16 protein-coding genes are annotated in these 15,723 nt (G+C 68.3%); 12 read left to right on the top strand and 4 right to left on the bottom strand.

Annotation, left to right across the window (positions count from 1 at the left end; translation table 11 throughout):
- Window positions 1-276: 276 nt before the first annotated feature.
- A complete protein-coding gene (locus C458_RS06250) occupies window positions 277-1,074 on the bottom strand; it encodes a DUF429 domain-containing protein (RefSeq protein ID WP_008574167.1) in 798 nt (265 codons plus the stop codon).
- Between the two features lie 38 nt (window positions 1,075-1,112).
- Window positions 1,113-1,790 carry a winged helix-turn-helix domain-containing protein gene (locus C458_RS06255; RefSeq protein ID WP_049896984.1) on the bottom strand — a complete coding sequence of 226 codons (678 nt, stop codon included), beginning with the start codon at window positions 1,788-1,790 and terminating at the stop codon, window positions 1,113-1,115.
- A gap of 368 nt (window positions 1,791-2,158) precedes the next feature.
- Here C458_RS06255 and C458_RS06260 point away from each other — a divergent pair, with 368 nt between their 5' ends.
- The 3 genes from C458_RS06260 to C458_RS06270 all read left to right on the top strand — a co-directional run bounded on the left by C458_RS06260 (window position 2,159) and on the right by C458_RS06270 (window position 4,145).
- The gene (locus tag C458_RS06260; RefSeq protein ID WP_008574170.1) at window positions 2,159-2,590 is read left to right on the top strand and encodes a DoxX family protein; all 432 of its coding nucleotides are present in this window, start codon (window positions 2,159-2,161) and stop codon (window positions 2,588-2,590) included.
- A 208-nt stretch (window positions 2,591-2,798) separates the two neighbouring features.
- On the top strand, window positions 2,799-3,380 hold the full coding sequence (locus tag C458_RS06265) for a flavin reductase family protein (protein ID WP_008574172.1): 582 nt from the start codon (window positions 2,799-2,801) through the stop codon (window positions 3,378-3,380).
- A gap of 111 nt (window positions 3,381-3,491) precedes the next feature.
- Window positions 3,492-4,145: a hypothetical protein gene (locus tag C458_RS06270; protein WP_008574173.1), complete on the top strand. Its 654-nt coding sequence runs from the start codon at window positions 3,492-3,494 to the stop codon at window positions 4,143-4,145.
- A gap of 51 nt (window positions 4,146-4,196) precedes the next feature.
- Here the strand turns inward: C458_RS06270 and C458_RS06275 are convergent, their stop codons facing one another.
- Window positions 4,197-4,637: an SRPBCC family protein gene (locus C458_RS06275; protein ID WP_081603262.1), complete on the bottom strand. Its 441-nt coding sequence runs from the start codon at window positions 4,635-4,637 to the stop codon at window positions 4,197-4,199.
- A 552-nt stretch (window positions 4,638-5,189) separates the two neighbouring features.
- Between C458_RS06275 and mvaD the strand changes: the two genes are divergently transcribed.
- The 6 genes from mvaD to C458_RS06305 all read left to right on the top strand — a co-directional run bounded on the left by mvaD (window position 5,190) and on the right by C458_RS06305 (window position 11,537).
- Window positions 5,190-6,164, top strand: a complete 975-nt coding sequence (gene mvaD, locus C458_RS06280) for a phosphomevalonate decarboxylase MvaD (protein ID WP_008574174.1) — start codon at window positions 5,190-5,192, stop codon at window positions 6,162-6,164.
- 75 nt (window positions 6,165-6,239) lie between these two features.
- Window positions 6,240-7,373 (top strand): NAD(P)/FAD-dependent oxidoreductase, encoded by a 1,134-nt coding sequence (locus C458_RS06285; RefSeq protein WP_008574175.1) that lies wholly within the window; start codon window positions 6,240-6,242, stop codon window positions 7,371-7,373.
- A 165-nt stretch (window positions 7,374-7,538) separates the two neighbouring features.
- The gene (locus C458_RS06290; protein WP_008574176.1) at window positions 7,539-9,248 is read left to right on the top strand and encodes a histidine kinase N-terminal 7TM domain-containing protein; all 1,710 of its coding nucleotides are present in this window, start codon (window positions 7,539-7,541) and stop codon (window positions 9,246-9,248) included.
- Window positions 9,249-9,335: 87 nt separating this feature from the next.
- Complete coding sequence (locus C458_RS06295) at window positions 9,336-10,028, top strand: HAD family hydrolase (RefSeq protein ID WP_008574177.1); 693 nt, start codon at window positions 9,336-9,338, stop codon at window positions 10,026-10,028.
- A gap of 88 nt (window positions 10,029-10,116) precedes the next feature.
- Window positions 10,117-11,121 carry a phosphotransferase family protein gene (locus C458_RS06300; protein ID WP_008574178.1) on the top strand — a complete coding sequence of 335 codons (1,005 nt, stop codon included), beginning with the start codon at window positions 10,117-10,119 and terminating at the stop codon, window positions 11,119-11,121.
- A 107-nt stretch (window positions 11,122-11,228) separates the two neighbouring features.
- A complete protein-coding gene (locus tag C458_RS06305; protein WP_004063400.1) occupies window positions 11,229-11,537 on the top strand; it encodes a non-histone chromosomal MC1 family protein in 309 nt (102 codons plus the stop codon).
- Between the two features lie 83 nt (window positions 11,538-11,620).
- Here the strand turns inward: C458_RS06305 and C458_RS06310 are convergent, their stop codons facing one another.
- Window positions 11,621-12,958 (bottom strand): permease, encoded by a 1,338-nt coding sequence (locus tag C458_RS06310; RefSeq protein WP_008574181.1) that lies wholly within the window; start codon window positions 12,956-12,958, stop codon window positions 11,621-11,623.
- Between the two features lie 265 nt (window positions 12,959-13,223).
- On the opposite strand from C458_RS06310, the gene C458_RS06315 reads away from it, so the two are divergent.
- The 3 genes from C458_RS06315 (at window position 13,224) to C458_RS06325 (ending at window position 15,581) form a co-directional block, all read left to right on the top strand.
- On the top strand, window positions 13,224-13,901 hold the full coding sequence (locus C458_RS06315; protein WP_008574182.1) for a helix-turn-helix domain-containing protein: 678 nt from the start codon (window positions 13,224-13,226) through the stop codon (window positions 13,899-13,901).
- A gap of 124 nt (window positions 13,902-14,025) precedes the next feature.
- Window positions 14,026-14,433 (top strand): cupin domain-containing protein, encoded by a 408-nt coding sequence (locus tag C458_RS06320; RefSeq protein ID WP_049896982.1) that lies wholly within the window; start codon window positions 14,026-14,028, stop codon window positions 14,431-14,433.
- A gap of 197 nt (window positions 14,434-14,630) precedes the next feature.
- Complete coding sequence (locus tag C458_RS06325) at window positions 14,631-15,581, top strand: NADP-dependent oxidoreductase (protein ID WP_008574184.1); 951 nt, start codon at window positions 14,631-14,633, stop codon at window positions 15,579-15,581.
- The last annotated feature ends 142 nt before the right edge of the window (window positions 15,582-15,723 follow it).

Below are 15,723 nucleotides of genomic sequence, written 5' to 3' on the forward strand. Positions count from 1 at the left end.
GACCGCGGCGGCCGCTCGGGACGTTGAAACGGTCGGGTTCGAGCCCGGGGCGGGGTCGTCGAACCCGAGTAGAGGCAGCGGGAGGCGCGGCCGACTGCGTGCTGGCACTGAATCACGCATTGGGCTGGGCTGGGTATTCTGTGGTGGCGACAGTAGCCGCGCCACTTGTTCGATTGAACACCGTGCATAAATATCTTATCCTCGGAGGATACCACACACTATTGTTGACTATATACTAGTGTGTTTCAAGATATCAGAGATACTTGTGCAAGATTGTCAAACTCCGAATTCGCTCGCGAGACGGCTCGTCGGGACGCGAATCGCCAACTCCAGTCCGCGGGCGTCCGTCGGCGGGTCGCTCGGGAGCGTCGTGAGGGGGCGGCGGGCCGCGGCGGCGAGGACGAGCGCGTCGAGCACGTCGTCGCGGGCCACATCGCGGCGGAGCGTCCGGTCCAGCGTCTCGCGGTAGGCGCGTTCGGCGTCGAACTCCCGGTCGTCGGTCGCGTCGGCTTCCGAACCTCGGTCGGTGGACCCGCATCCGACGAACGCCGTCCTGAGCACGTCTAGACGGCGGGCGCGCCCCTCGGGCGTCGACTTCGGTTCCGGGAGGGGTTCGCCGGCGAACGCGGCGAACGCGAGTTCGGGATGGGATTCGAACACTCGGGTTCGGGCGCGCGGCGCCTCGCGGAGAACGGCGTCGGCCTCGCGAATCTTGGGCACGAGATGCCACGCCTGAATGGAGAGGCCCGCCCCGGTCCGCTCGCGGTTCGCCGCGCTGGCCGCCTCGTGGGACTCGGCGTCGAGGACGGACCGAACGGGCGCGAAGAAGACGGTTGCGGCCCGAGAACCGAGTCGTTCGCGAGCCTCCCGGTCACACGCCCGGCGGGCGGCGTCGGGCAGCCCGATGGGGATATCGACGAGCACCCGCCGGGCGCCTCGCTCGCGGGCGAGGTCCCAGACGGCGTCGAAGTCTGCGACGACTCGCACGCTGAGGCCGTCGCCGGCGACGGCGCACAGCCAGCCGGCCCGACAGCCGTCGACGCCGACCGCGGGGGAAACGCATCGCTGTGGCACGGACCGAGCTACGTCGTGGAGCGAGAGAAAAACTGGGGTTATGAATCGAGCACCGCGGCCGTCATCTGCCGGCAGGTGTCGCGGAGTTCGTTGAGCGTCACGTCGATGCTCGCGTCGAGCGAGACGAGCAGTTTCACGCCGTCGTCGAGCGGCACCCGGACGATGAGCGTGTTGTCGATGGCGAACGCGACGAGCTCCGGCCCGCCGATAGGTAGGTCTTCGAGCGGTTCGTCGATGGCCTCCTCGTTCGTGAGCGTCGCGACGAGCGCCTTGACGGTGTCGTCGTCGTAGCGGTCGAGAAGCGACTGCTCGAAGAAGCGAATCCGCGTCTGTACCGGCTCACACCACGCGACTGCTCGGAGTGCGTCCCCGTACGCCTCCTGTAACTCCGAGGTCAGTTCGGGCGCGGGAAACTCGCCGTCGTCGACGACGGTAACCTCGGCCTCCTGGTCGAGGGCGACCCGCTCGTAGGCGAGTTCACCGAGGTCCGTCAGCCCGTAGAGCCGCCCTTTCTGTTGCGACTCGGGAACCAACAGTTCGACGATGCCCCGCTCCCGAAGTTCGGAGAGCGCCCGAGACACATGCGGCTGTGCGAGGTCGGACTCCGCCGCGATTCGAGACGGCAGTCCCGAACCGTGCTCCGAGAGATATCGGCACACGGCCAGTCGGTACCGTGAGCTTGCGATATACCCCGCGGAATCCCACGTCTCGGTCATATACGAGACTCTCCGCTGGTCGTTTTCATCATGGTTGACACGTCCCGCTTTGATATCCAATGGCAAGCGTGGTATATCTTTCGAGGGTCGGGAAAGACGACCATATATGTACCATATACGGCCCGAGAACGGAACGTTCAGACACTCCCGAACCCCGAACGTGCCTCGACCGGGACGCACCGTCGGTTCGCAGCGCGCCGTCTGACCGACGGGTGACGCCGCCGTAACCGGATGCCTGTGCGGTTACCCGGTGACGTATATGTCAGCAAACACATATGGCGGTTCGGTATCGTACCAAGTAACGCGATGATAGTAAAACTCCGGACGACGGACCGCCACACGACCGCCCTCGCGACGGAGGTTCCGAGATGAGCGTCGCGCTCCAGTTCGCGTCCCCCGGCACGGATATCGCGTTCCTCCTCGCGCGCGTCCTCTTCGGCGCGGTGCTCGCGTTCATGGGACTCAACCACTTCCTGAACCTCGACCACATGACCGGCTACGCGGAGATAAAGGGCCTGCCCGCACCCCGCCTCGGCGTCGTCGTCTCCGGCGGGATGCTCGTCTTCGGCGGCCTCGGCATCGCGCTCGGCGTCTTCCCCGCGCTCGCCGCCGGGGCTGTCGCCGTCTTCCTCGTCGTCGGGACGCCCGTGTTCCACAACTTCTGGGCCGTCCCCGAGGACCAACAGGAGTCCGAGATAACCGGCTTCCTGAAGAACCTCGTCATGCTCGGCGGCGCGCTCGTCTTCCTCGCGCTCAGCGGGACGACGTGGTCATACGCCGTCGGTCTGACGCTGTTCTGACCGCGCCGACGCGCCCGTGGCGCGAGTCCCGACACGACCCGACGCCGACACGAACCCGAACTCGACACCCGAACCGACGCCGTCCCACAGATTCATCGGCCTCCGAACCCACCACACACTCATTCGTGACCGACCCAAGACCGGATTCGACACGCCCTCGTCGCCCGCCGAATAGTCGACCACGCCCGCCCGCGGAGGCGAGCCGGTGATGGACGGCGCGCCCGACGCCTTCGGCTCCCCGTACCGCCTGCTTTCGGGAGCCGTCGTCCCGCGGCCCATCGCGTGGGTGAGCACCCGCGGCGACGACGCCGACAACCTCGCGCCGTACAGTTTCTCCACCGTCGCCAGCGTCGACCCGCCGGTGCTCGTCTTCGCGCCGGTCGGCCGCGGGCCGTCGCTGAAGGACACGCCGCGAAATGCCATCTCGCGCGGCGAGTTCGTCGTCAACGTCGTCACCCGCGACCTCGTGGAAGCGATGAACGAGACCGCCGCGACGGTCCCGCCGGGCGTCGACGAGTTCGACCACGCCGGCATCGAGAAGGCCGAGGCCGTTCGAGTCGACGCCCCGCGCGTCGCCGACGCCACCGTCGCCTTCGAGTGCAGCCTCTACGACAGCGTGGAGGTCGGCTCCTCGACGCTCGTCCTGGGGGAGGTCGTCCACGCGCACGTCGCCGACGAGGTGCTGACCGACGGCAAACTCGACACGAGGAAACTCGATGCGGTCGGCCGCCTCGCGGGCAACGAGTACGCGACGACCGACGACCGGTTCGAACTCGTCCGCCCGGACTGACCTGTTCCGACGAACCCGCCCCGACGAACCCGCCCCGACGAACCCGCCCGGTATCGTAGATTGATAATGGGGCACGAAGCTTTATCGCGGGATACGGAGTCTTTCGAACCAATGAGCGACGTGTCGTTGTCGAGCGTGCTTTCGTTTCTCGATACTGATGACGCGGCAACCGTCGTCGAGCGGGTCCGTGCGACCCGCGGGGAGCGGACGAAACGGAGCGACCGCGACGGGCGGACGTTCCTCTTTTCGGCCCCCGGAGACGAGTCGCAGCCGACCGAAGTCGTCTGGATAGACGTGGAAGCCGCGTTCGACGCCCGGAGCGTCGAGGCGTTCGCCGAGCGCTGCGCCGACCGCGGCATCGACGGGACGCTCCTGACGACCGGCGACGAGGAGCAGGCCGCGGAGACGCTCGCGCTCGCGTTCGCGACCGACGAACAGCTCGACGAGCCCGACGAGGACGGCGACCGGGCGCTCCTCGTCGACCCCGCGGAAGTCGAGCGCCCCATCGACCTCGTGGCGCTTCCCGACCTCGTGGCTGCGCTCGAAGACGCCGACCTCGACGAGGACGTCATCGACGAGTATCACGAGCCGCACGAACCGGAGTTCGAGGAGATTCTCGACGAGATAGACGCCGAGGAAGCCCGCGCCGCGGCGGAGGCGGACGATGCCGAAAACGCCGGCTCCGGTCGGGCGCTCGCGCTCCTCGTCGCGGCCGTCGTCGTGGTGGCGGTCGTCGCCGCGCTCGTCCTGTTCGCCCCGTTCTGAGCGGCTCTAGCTCGGTTTCGAACTCACGCGCCCCCGTGTTCTCGACCCGCCTCACCCGCGGGCGCGCCGCTTCGCGAGTCGCTCGATTCGGCGCAGCGCGACCGCACAGACCGCGGCGTACGGCCCCGCGAGCACGGGAACTTCGAACGAAACCGAACATCGTTCGGGACCGACCGGGTCGACGCGGTGCCCCGTCGCCGGTACGCCGGCCACGCGCCACGTCCACCGACGGGACTCGTCGTCGCACGTCTCGATACTGAACGGGACCCAGACGCCGGCGACGCGGACCTCGCCGCGACTCCCCGCCTCGATTCCTCCGTCGACGCCGCGGACGCCCGACACGCTCGGTCCCCAGTCGGGCCAGTCTGCGACCGACACCAACACGTCCCACGCCGCCGCCGCGGGAGCCGAAATCCGCCGGGAGACGACCAGACGACGCCCGTCAGGCGTCCGCTCCACGCGCGTTCGGGTCCGACTCGACGCTCCCCTCATATCTCCTAGTATGCTAATAAGTCGTAATATAACACCGCCGAAATCTTTATCCACGAATCGTGGTAGCAACTACCAAGGCAACACATGAGCAACACAAGTGACCGCCCGAATGCGACGATGCGAGACGTCAGCCACACACCACCCACAGGCGAGAGCGTCACGAACGTCTGGGAGCGAGGACACGAATCCGAATCCACGGAATAAGCCGGCAGACTCGGCCGACGCGACGAACAGCAACGAACCGACTGCACCGTAACGAACCGACCGCATCGTAACGAACCACCCGCATCGAATCCGACCGACTAACCAACCAATCGGAGCGAATCCAGCTACTCGACCACGATACGAGACACACATAACCGACCGACTGCATCGAACTCGACCGTCTCCCGCGGGAGAGGGAGACCGTGCCACCTTCCTGCGCACCGATTGCGACCGACCGCGCCGGCCGTCCCGCCGGCGCGCACTCGATTTCCGACCGATTCTTTCCGTGAGCCGCCGGAGCCGACGCCTATCGGGACGTTTAACCCCGAGTCCGACGGGCGTTCGAACATGAAGGCCACCGCCAAGGCCCACCCGATTCAGGGCCTCGTGAAGTATCACGGGATGCGAGACACGGAGCGCCGAATGCCGTACCACGACAGCATCAGCGTCTGCACGGCACCGAGCCACACGCAGACGACGGTCGAGTTCCGCCCCGACGCCGACGAGGACACCTACGTCATCGGCGGCGAGGAAGTCGAGGGCCGCGGCGCGGAGCGCATCCAAGCCGTCGTCGACCGGGTCCGCGAACTGGCCGGCTTCGACCACCGGGTCCGACTGGAGAGCGAGAACTCCTTCCCATCGAACATCGGGTTCGGGTCGTCCGCGTCCGGGTTCGCCGCGGCCGCAATGGCGCTCGCCGAGGCGGCCGACCTCGACATGACGCGCCCCGAAATCTCGACTATCGCCCGCCGCGGGTCGGCGTCCGCCGCCCGCGCCGTCACGGGTGCGTTCTCGCATCTCTACTCGGGCATGAACGACACCGACTGCCGCTCCGAGCGCATCGAGACCGACCTCGAAGACGACCTGCGCATCGTCGCCGCGCACGTCCCCGCCTACAAGGAGACCGAACAGGCCCACGCCGAGGCCGCCGACAGCCACATGTTCCAGGCGCGGATGGCCCACATCCACGCCCAGATAGACGACATGCGCGACGCGCTGTACGACGGCAACTTCGACGCCGCCTTCGAACTCGCGGAGCACGACTCGCTGTCGCTCGCGGCGACGACGATGACCGGCCCCGCCGGCTGGGTGTACTGGCAACCGCGCACCATCGCCGTCTTCAACGCCGTCCGCAGGCTCCGAAACGAGGAGGACGTGCCGGTCTACTTCTCGACCGACACCGGCGCGAGCGTCTACATTAACACGACCGAGGAGCACGTCGACCGCGTCGAGGAAGCCGTCGCGGACTGCGGCGTCGAGACCGACGTGTGGGGCGTCGGCGGCCCCGCCGAAGTGCTCGACGAGTCCGAGGCGCTGTTCTGAGCGCGCGGCCGACCGCCGCGTACCGCGCCCGCGACCGCCGTCACCCTCTTTTCGCTCGCGCCCGACGGAACAGCTATGCGTGTCCTGGTTCTCGGTGCCGGGTACGCGGGCCTCACGCTCGCCCGCGACCTCGAACGCCGACTCCCCGCCGACGCCGACCTGACCGTGGTGAACGACACCCCGCACCATCTCGTCCAACACGAAGTCCACCGCGCGATTCGGCGGCCCGCGGTCGCCGAGGCGATTCAGGTCCCGCTCGACGAGGCGCTCGACCGCGCCGAGGTCGTCGTCGACCGCGTGACGAACGTCGACCACGACGCGCGGACCGTCGAACTGGCCGACGGCGACGCGCTCGACTACGACTACTGCGCGGTCTGTCTGGGCGCTGAGACCGCCTACTACGGCATCCCCGGCCTCGAAGCCCACTCGGTCCCGCTGAAGCGCGTCGCGGACGCCGAAACCATCCGCACGCGCTTCTTCGACGACTGCGACGAGGGCGGCACCGTCGTCGTCGGCGGCGCGGGGCTGTCTGGCGTGCAGGTCGCGGGCGAACTCGCCGCACTCCGCGACGAGGAGGGCGCGCACGCCGATATCGTCCTCGTCGAGCAACTGGACGCCGTCGCGCCGTCGTTCGACGCGTCGTTTCAGCGGGCGGTCCGCGACGAACTCCTCGACAGGGGCGTCGAGATTCGGACCGAGACGACCGTCGAATCGGTGACGGACGCGACCGTCGAGGCGGACACCGGCGACATCGACTACGACCTGCTCGTCTGGACCGGCGGCATCGCCGGCGACGACGCGATGGGCGGCGAGCGCCCCGCCGTCAGGGCGGACCTCCGACTCGACCGGCGGGCGTTCGTCGTCGGGGACGCGGCCCGCGCGGTCGACGCCGACGGCGAGCCCGTGCCGGCGAGCGCCTCCGCGGCGCTCCGCGAGGCGAAGACCGTCGCCGGCAACATCGCCGCGCAGGTCGAGTTCGAGACCGGCGGCGACGAGGACGAGTTCGCCCCGCGGCCCGACCCTTATCGCTTCGCAGTCCCCGGCTGGATCGTCTCGGTCGGCGACGGCGCGGTCGCGCAGGTCGGCCCGAGCATCTTCCGCGGGAAGGCCGCGAAGGCGATGAAAGCCACCGTCGGGGCGGGCCATCTCACCTCGGTCGGCGCGATTTCGCGGGCGGCCGACCTCGTCGACGAGGAACTGCACGCCTGACGGGTCGGCGGCGGGCGACCCGCTCCCGCGGTCCGCCGGCCCGACCCTGAGAAGTTCTTTATCCGATGCCGGAGTATCTCCAGCTATCACCGACGATACCGGGAACGACCGAGACTGCGCCAGCGATGCCGCGATTCGAGACGTGACCGCCGAGCGAGGCGCTCGATGAACTGGCAGCACAGCGTGTACGCCTACCCGATGGTGTTCGCGGCGGTCGTCGCCGCCATCCTCTCGGGCTACGCGCTCCAGTCCGTCCGCCGCCGGGGGCGGACCCCGACGGTCGTCTCGTTCGCCGTGCTGACGGCCGCCGTCGCCTTCTGGACCGCGACGACGGCGGTCAAGCTGTTTCTGGTCGCCCCCGGCGCGAAACTGCTCGCGTACAAGCTCCTCCACGTCGGCGCGATGACGGCCGCGCCGGCGTTTTTCGTCTTCGCCCTCGCGTACACCGACCGGCGCGAACTGCTCGACCGGCAGGTCGTCGCGGCGCTGTACGTCGTCCCCGCGGTGTTCCTCGTCGTCCTCTTTACCAACCCGCTGGAACTCGGCTACACCGGCTGGGAGCTGTCGGCCGTCGACGGTGGGGTGACGCTCTCCGTCACCGACGGCCCGGTGAGCGTGTTCGGCCTCGTCTACGCCTTCGTGCTCCTGTTTCTCGGGCTCGGCGTCATCGGCCAGTACGCCCTCGAACTCGACCGCCCCTACCGGACGCAGGCGACGCTCCTCCTCGTCGGGATGGTCGTACCGTCGGTCGTCGCCGCGCTCGAACTCACCGACTCACCGCCGCTCGCCGGCGGCGTCAACCTCATCCCCGCCTCGCTAGCGGTCCCCGCGGTGACGTTCGGCATCGCCGTCTACCGCTACAAGCTCCTCGACATCCTCCCGCTCGCCTACGCGGCCGCCGGCGCGCATTCGACCGACGGGCTCGTCGTCCTCGACGCCGACGAGGTCGTCGTCCACGTCAACGACCACGTTCAGCCCCTCTTGGGGACCGACGACCCGCTCCTCGGCCGCCCGGCGGGCGAGGTCGTCCCGAACTACGACGACCTCGCCGGCGACCCCCCGACGTGCGACGCGCTCGTCGCGGGCGAGCGCTACGTCGAACTGACGCGCATCCCGCTCGAACAGGCCGGCGAGCCGCTCGGGTGGGTGGTCTCGGTTCGGGACGTGACGCCCCGCAAGCACTACGAACTCGCCTTGGAGTCGAGGAACGACGAGCTGGAGGTGCTCAACCGCATCGTCCGCCACGACATCCGAAACGACATGCAGCTCGTGACGGCGTACATCGACATCGTCCTCGACCGCGAGCCGCTGTCCGACGAGGCGCGGTCGCAGTTGGAGACCGCGCTCCGGCGGGCGCTCAACACCGTGGACCTCACCGACGTGCTCGGACAGTTGATGCGCGCGACGAACGACGACGAGCGCCGCCGCGCCCTCGACGTCGGCGACGCGCTCCGCGAGGCCGTCGACGACGTGCGCGAGAGCTATCCGAACGCGGCGTTCACGGTCGATAGCCTCCCGCCGGCGACGGTGCTCGCCAACGACCTGCTCGACTCCGTGTTCGTGAACGTCCTGAAGAACGCGGTCGTCCACAGCGACCGCGACGAACCGTCGATTGCCGTCTCGGGCGCGGCGGACGACGAGTGCGTTACCGTCCGCATCGCCGACGACGGCCCCGGCGTCTCCGACGACCGGAAATCGGTCGTCTTCGGGAAGGGCGCGAAGGGACTGGGAAGCCCCGGCACCGGAACCGGCCTGTACCTCGTCGACACCATCGTCTCGAACTTCGGCGGCACCGTCCACATCGAGGACAACGAACCGCGGGGAAGCGTCTTCGTCATCGAACTCCCGCTCGCGACCGTCGAGGCCGCGGACTGAGCCGCCCCGTTCGACTCGCGGACCGTCGCCGCCGCGGTCGGCGTCGCTCGTGGACGAGGTTTTATCGCCGCCGCTCCAAGCGTAGGTGTGGCACCGTTCGACGCGATTCTCTTCGACCTCGACAACACCCTCTGTACGAACGACCAGAGCGGCGAGACCATCTACGCCGGCGCGTTCGACGCCGCCGGTCTCGACCGCTTCGGCGAGCCGTCGGACCTCTGGGCCGCGCTCGACGGCCCGCCGGACCACGACGACCACGAGGGCTACCTCGCCGACGGCTTCGAGCGCGTCGCGGCCAAATACGACCGCAAGGGGGTCGACGTTCGGGCGCTGGCCCGCGGGTTCGTCGAGACGGTCGACCACTCGGCGGTCTCGTTCCGCCCCGGTGCCGAGGCCGCGCTCGACGCCGCCCGCGACCACGCCGCGGTCGGCCTCGTCACCAACGGCCCCGAGCGGCGGCAGTCTATCAAACTCGACGCGCTCGGCATCGCCGACGCGTTCGACGCGGTCGTCTTCGCGGGCGATATGCCGCGGCGAAAGCCCCATCCCGACCCGTTCGACCGGGCGCTCGCCGCCCTCGACGCCGAGGCGAACGCGAGCCTCCACGTCGGCGACTCGCTGGAGTTCGACGTGGACGGAGCCCACCGCGCCGGTCTCGACGCCGCGTGGTGCCCGGTCGAAACGGGTGGCGAAGGCGACCCGGACCCGACCTCGTACGCGCCGGCGTACGTCCTCCGGTCGCTCACCGAGTTCTCGACGATTCTCGACGGCAGGCCGTGACTCGGCTCCCGCGGCGGCGTCGCCATCGCCATCGGCCGCCGCGAGCCGCCCGCTGGACCTTTGTTCGCGTCACCCGTAGCGTGGTTCCATGAACCCCGTCGAGGGCGTGCTCGCCCGCGAGTTTCCCGAGCGCCGCGTCGCGGCGACGGCCCGCGTTCCGAACGGGAACCACAAGCGGACCGCGGTGGCGACGTTCGCTGACGGCGGGGAAGTCGTCGTCCAAACGGCGGCCGACGCCGCGGCACTGGCCCTCGAAGCCGCCCTCTCGCGGGCGGTCCGCGAGCGCACGTCGATTCCGGTCCCCCGCGTCCTCGCGTCGGGCGCGCTCGACGGAGTCGGCTACGTCGTCACAGAGCGCGCCGCCGGCGACGAACTCCACGAGCGGTTCGTCTCGCTCGATGCGACGGCCCAGCGGCGGGTCGCCCGGTCGTTCGGCGTCGGCCTCGGCCAGCTCCACGAACAGTTCACTTTCGACGGCTACGGTCGGCTTGCGGGCTCTCCTCGCGGCGGACAGCGAGCCGACGGTGGCGAAGCGACCGCGGGCGGAGCCGCGTTCGAATCGGAACCGGCGACCAACCGCGGATTCGACGCCGCGAGCGCCGACGACAGCGATTGGGAGGCGTGGTTCTCCGCCTACGCCCGCGAGGGAATCGCCGCGCTCCCGGCCGCGTTCGACGGGTGCCGAAAGCGGTTAGCGGACGCCGTCGCGGCCGCATCGCTTCCCGCGAACCCGCCGGCTCGGCTCTATCCGTGGGACTTCAGACCGGGGAACGCGCTCGTCGAGGACGACCGGGTCTCGGCCGTCCTCGACTGGGGACAGCCGATGGCCGCCGCGCCGGGACTCGCCGTCGCCAAAGTCGAACACCTCGTCGCTGACTGGTACGTCGAAGACGGCGCGCCGCTCCGCCGGGCGTTCCGCGCGGGCTACGAGTCGGTCCGGCCGCTCCCGCCGGTCCCGCGCGCCTATCGGGTCGCCGCCGTCGTCCACTCGGCCGTCGATTCGGCGGGCGAGGTGACCCGCCCCGGCTACCCCGAGCGAACCGGCGCGGCCGCGGTCGATTTCCACCGAGCGCGACTCGACGCGTGGTTGTGAGTCGTGGGGGGTGTGGCGTCGACCGGGACGAACCGCCCCGTCGACGGCGCGCTGTGACCGTCGCGGCGACACGAACTACTAATTCGGAGTGCGTGGTATAGGCACGCATGGTACGAGAAGACGGCAAGCGAAACTTCGTCCTCGTCGAAGACGGCGAGGAGACGAGCGTGTTCAGCGGAACGTATCCCCGGCAGGCGGCGCTGAAGGCCGCCCGCCGGCTCCATCCCGCTCCCAGCCCCGACGACATCGACGGGAAGGCGACGCTCAGGCTCCGCGAGCGCGGAACCGACCGCGTCCACATCTACGAGGGCTGGGCGTGGACCGAGGAGAAAGACGACGACGCCCCCGAGTGGATGGACGACCACGTCACCCGGGCGAACGTCTCGAAGCAAGGCATCGAACATCTCGAAGCGTAAGCCGGGGGTTCGGCGGGGCCGGTGGACCCCGGCTTCGGTTTTTCGGGCGTTTCGGACGTGCGTCGCGCACGCGCTCCGACGGCTCAGTCGCCGGCCTGCGCCGCCTCGCCGTGACCGCCGTGGCCGTCATCACCAACTGACTCCGAGCGGTGGAGCCAGTAGAGGACGCCGAACAGGCCGGTCGCGAACACGTTCAACACGAGTTTGTAGTCGGCCTCGATGCTCACCGCCGCGATTTGGACGCTCTCGGGGGCCGGGATGAGCCCCGCGCCGAGGAAGACGAAGTGGATGACGACGCCCGTCAGGACCGCCGCCACGAATATCATCCCCGAGAGAATCGCCGCGAACGTCGTCCCGTAGTAGTCGCGGTAGGCGTCCACGATGGGCGGGACGATGAGGTCCGCGTAGATGTAGCTCAGGACGCTCCCGAACGGCAGGCCGTTCGAAAACAGCACCGCCCCGAACGGGACGTTCCCGACCGAGCAGACGAAGGTGGCGACGCCGATGACGGCCCCGAGGACCGCGGTCCAGAAGACGTACACCGGGAGCCCGAACGTCGGCCCCGAGAACACCGAAGTCCACACCGCATCGGGGACGAACCCGGCGATGAGGCCGGCGAAGACGAAGCCGACGGCGATTTCGTCCCAGAGCATCCCCCACTCCTTCCACTGCTTGTCGGCCAGCGCCTTCCACCCCGACAGCGACGTGGCCCGCTCGCGGACCGTCGTGTTGGCCTCCTCGGGGTCGAAGCTCTCCTTGCACGACTTCGAACAGAAGTAGAACGTCCGCCCGTCGTGTTCGACGGAGTACTCCGTCTCGTCGGGGTCGACTTCCATCCCGCAGACGGGGTCGCGGACGGTCTCGCTACCCTCGTCTTGGACGTTCTGTCTGGCCTGTTCGACCACCTCGTCTGGCACGAGGTAGACGAAGCCGAACGCCATCAGCCCGATGAGCATGAACCCGCCGAGGATGTCGGCCACGAGGAACTGCCAGCCGAGCAGAATCCAGATGACCGCGCCGATTTCGATGACGAGGTTGGTCGAGGCGAACATGAACGCTCCGAGCGTCGCCGCCGCCGACCCGCCTTTCTTAAAGAGGTTCTTCGCGGTGGCGATGGCGCTGTACGAACACGACGAGGAGACGAAGCCGAACAGCGAGCCGTAGCCGATTTCGCGCGGGCCGTGGCCCTCGAGCAGCTCAGAGACCTCCTCGCCGGAGGTCCACGCCTCCACGCCGCCGGCGATGGCGAAGCCGACGACGAGCGCCCACCACGTCACCCACGCCATGGCCGCGGTGGTCGAAAGCGCCTCTCGGGCGCTCTCGACGAGGAACGTCCCGAGCGGCTGTGTGGTCGTGAACACGCCGAGTCCGACCGTCGCGGCTGCGATGACCGCGAGTATCGCGTATTCGCTCCGGTCCATGTGGTTGGGTATGAGGGGAGCCGTACCTAACTGGGTTGTGCCTAGCAGAATCGGGGTTCCGGCGCGACGCGAGTTCTGATTGTGAACTCCGACGGGGCGGGGAGTTCAGAACGTGAGCCGGCGCGTTCGGCTCGCGCCGTCGGAGCGCCGGAGCGTCACCGGCTCGAAACTCGTTCGGGCGTCAAACGTCCCGTAGGAGGCGTAAGACGGCCCGTCTCCCGGGGGACCCAGAAAGTTAACTTCGAGTAGCACCTCCGTTTCTCCCGTGACTATCACTACGGAGATCGTTATTCGTTCGTCCGCGCTGCCGTTCGTCCGTCTCGCGAAATCGGTTCCGTCGAACCAGATCGAGTGCGTACACGGCCTCTGTCACGAGGGGAACTCCCGCGTCTTCATGGTCTACGTCGACCCCGACGCGGACATCTCCGAACCCGATCTGTTGGCCTCCGACGAAGTCGTCGCCGTCGACGCGCTCGGGCGCGCGAGCGGTAAGGACGTCTTCCAGACCACCATCGAACTGGACGACGTCGTTTCGGAGGCGTTCGCCCCCGAGCGGTTCACCGCGACCCAGGTGGAACGGACGGTCGTCACGCCCGACGGCTGGTACGAAAAGAAGCTCTTTCAGAACTACAACGCGTTCAACGGGATGCGGACCCGCTGCGAGGAGTACGGCATCTCTATCGAGCTGATTTCTATCACGCAGAACCCCCGGGAACGCGACGAGTCGTCGCAGTACGGACTGACCGAGCGACAACAGGAGGCGCTGACGCTCGCCATCTCCCGCGGCTACTACGAGAGCCCGCGGCAGGTCTCGACCGAAGAGCTCGCCGGGGAGATGGGTATCTCGCAACCCTCCATGTCGAGTCTCCTCCGCCGCGGCGAGCGGCAGCTTCTCACCTCCGCGCTCGGCTCGCAGTCGCAGGTCAACACGGTCAGCAGATAGCGGCGGACCCCAGCTTTGTGTTCCGATAGCCGTGACCCCGAACCGACGGACCGTATTTAAACATCCATTCCAGATAGCATCGAAACCAAGTCATACGACACCCAACTGAGAGGTGGAGACAATCATGGATATCACCGAAGGCTGTGCGAACCCGTCCGTCGAAGGGCCCGAGGAGTACTTCACGGGAGACGCCCGAATTGACCCCCTGTTCGACTCTCAGGGCGAGGCCCGCGCGGCGGCCGCGAGCGTCACGTTCGAGCCGGGCGCTCGCACTGCGTGGCACACGCACCCACTCGGCCAGCGACTGGTCGTGACGAGCGGGTGCGGCCTCGTGCAGCGCGAAGGCGGAGAGATCAAACGAATCCGCGCGGGCGACGTGGTCTGGTTCCCCCCGGGCGAGAAACACTGGCACGGCGCGACGCCGGACAACGCGATGACCCACATCGCCATCCAAGAAGAGCAGGACGGCGAGGCCGTCACCTGGTTAGAACACGTCACCGACGAAGAGTACGGCCCGGCTCCGGAGAACTAACCCAACAGCGCGACCGGGACCGAACGCGGTCCGGCCTTATCCCCGCCACCGACGACCCGCGTGCGACGCGGCCGTCGCTTCGGAGCCACGCGGTGACCGTCCGTGTGGCGGACGACACGCGCCAGTATTTAAAAGGACTTTGTAGATAGCGCCGAGTTCAGGGAGCTTCTGCGCCTCCGTTGAGATACGACCCGACCATGAAAGCAGTACGCATTCACGAGTACGGTAGCCCGGACGTCCTCCGGTACGAAGACGTAGACGAACCGGAACCGGCCGCCGACGAGGTTCGCGTTCGGGTGCGCGCCGCCGGCGTGAACCCGGTCGACTGGCTGACGCGGAACGGTCTCGTCGAGCGCGACGAACTCCCGTGGACGGTCGGCTGGGATGCCGCCGGCGTCGTCGACGCGGTCGGTTCCGACGTGCACGACCTGGAGGTCGGTGACGAGGTGTACGGTCTCGTCGAGTTCGAGTACGGCGGCGGCGCGTACGCAGAGGCCGTCACGGCACCGAAAGACGAACTCGTTCGGAAACCGGCGTCGCTCAGCTTCGAGGAGGCGGCCGGCGTCCCGATGGCGGCGCTGACCGCGTGGCAGGCGCTGGAGGCGGTTGACGTGGATGCCGGCGGCCGCGTTCTCATCCACGCCGCGGCCGGCGGTGTCGGTCACTTCGCCGTCCAGTTCGCCCGGGAACGGGACCTCCACGTTATCGGCACCGCCTCGGGGTCGAACGAGGAGTACCTCCGAGAGCTCGGCGTCGACGAGTTCGTCAACTACCGCGAGCAACGCTTCGAAGCGGTGCTCGACCCCATTGACGGAGTCATCGACGGCGTCGGTGGAGAGACCTTCGACCGGTCCCTCGAAATCCTGAACGAAGGCGGTATCATCGACAAGCTCCCGAGTCCGCCGACCGCCGAGCAACAGGAACTGGCGGACGAACACGGCGTGGAAGCAATCATGACGAATGTCCGCTGGAACGGCGACTGGTTCGACGACATCACCGAGTTACTCGCAGACGGCACCGTCTCGGTGACGCTCGACACGGTGTTGCCGCTCTCCGAAGCGCGGGAGGCCCACCGGCTGAGCGAGGCGAAACACGCCCGCGGGAAGATTATCCTCACGCCCGGCGACGACGAGTCCGCGTCGAACTAATCGTCGCGAGTACCTCGTCCGGCGAGAAAGCCGGATGAGGTGCGCCATCGCCCACATCATCGCGGTCCCGAGGCTCCCCCAGATGACGATTTTGGGAGTCACGTAGCCGATGAACCCGACTCCGACGATCCCGACGACGAGC

Source organism: Haloferax sp. ATCC BAA-644, assembly GCF_000336975.1.
GTDB classification, from domain to species: Archaea; Halobacteriota; Halobacteria; order Halobacteriales; family Haloferacaceae; genus Haloferax; species Haloferax volcanii.

Coding starts and splice junctions, on each gene's coding strand:
- C458_RS06305 (WP_004063400.1), top strand. CDS start 11,229: ATGGTACGAGAAGACGGCAAGCGAAACTTCGTCCTCGTCGAAGACGGC.
- C458_RS06265 (WP_008574172.1), top strand. CDS start 2,799: ATGGACGGCGCGCCCGACGCCTTCGGCTCCCCGTACCGCCTGCTTTCG.
- C458_RS06320 (WP_049896982.1), top strand. CDS start 14,026: ATGGATATCACCGAAGGCTGTGCGAACCCGTCCGTCGAAGGGCCCGAG.
- C458_RS06255 (WP_049896984.1), bottom strand. CDS start 1,790: ATGACCGAGACGTGGGATTCCGCGGGGTATATCGCAAGCTCACGGTAC.
- C458_RS06285 (WP_008574175.1), top strand. CDS start 6,240: ATGCGTGTCCTGGTTCTCGGTGCCGGGTACGCGGGCCTCACGCTCGCC.
- C458_RS06275 (WP_081603262.1), bottom strand. CDS start 4,637: ATGAGGGGAGCGTCGAGTCGGACCCGAACGCGCGTGGAGCGGACGCCT.
- C458_RS06270 (WP_008574173.1), top strand. CDS start 3,492: ATGAGCGACGTGTCGTTGTCGAGCGTGCTTTCGTTTCTCGATACTGAT.
- C458_RS06325 (WP_008574184.1), top strand. CDS start 14,631: ATGAAAGCAGTACGCATTCACGAGTACGGTAGCCCGGACGTCCTCCGG.
- mvaD (WP_008574174.1), top strand. CDS start 5,190: ATGAAGGCCACCGCCAAGGCCCACCCGATTCAGGGCCTCGTGAAGTAT.
- C458_RS06260 (WP_008574170.1), top strand. CDS start 2,159: ATGAGCGTCGCGCTCCAGTTCGCGTCCCCCGGCACGGATATCGCGTTC.
- C458_RS06310 (WP_008574181.1), bottom strand. CDS start 12,958: ATGGACCGGAGCGAATACGCGATACTCGCGGTCATCGCAGCCGCGACG.
- C458_RS06290 (WP_008574176.1), top strand. CDS start 7,539: ATGAACTGGCAGCACAGCGTGTACGCCTACCCGATGGTGTTCGCGGCG.
- C458_RS06300 (WP_008574178.1), top strand. CDS start 10,117: ATGAACCCCGTCGAGGGCGTGCTCGCCCGCGAGTTTCCCGAGCGCCGC.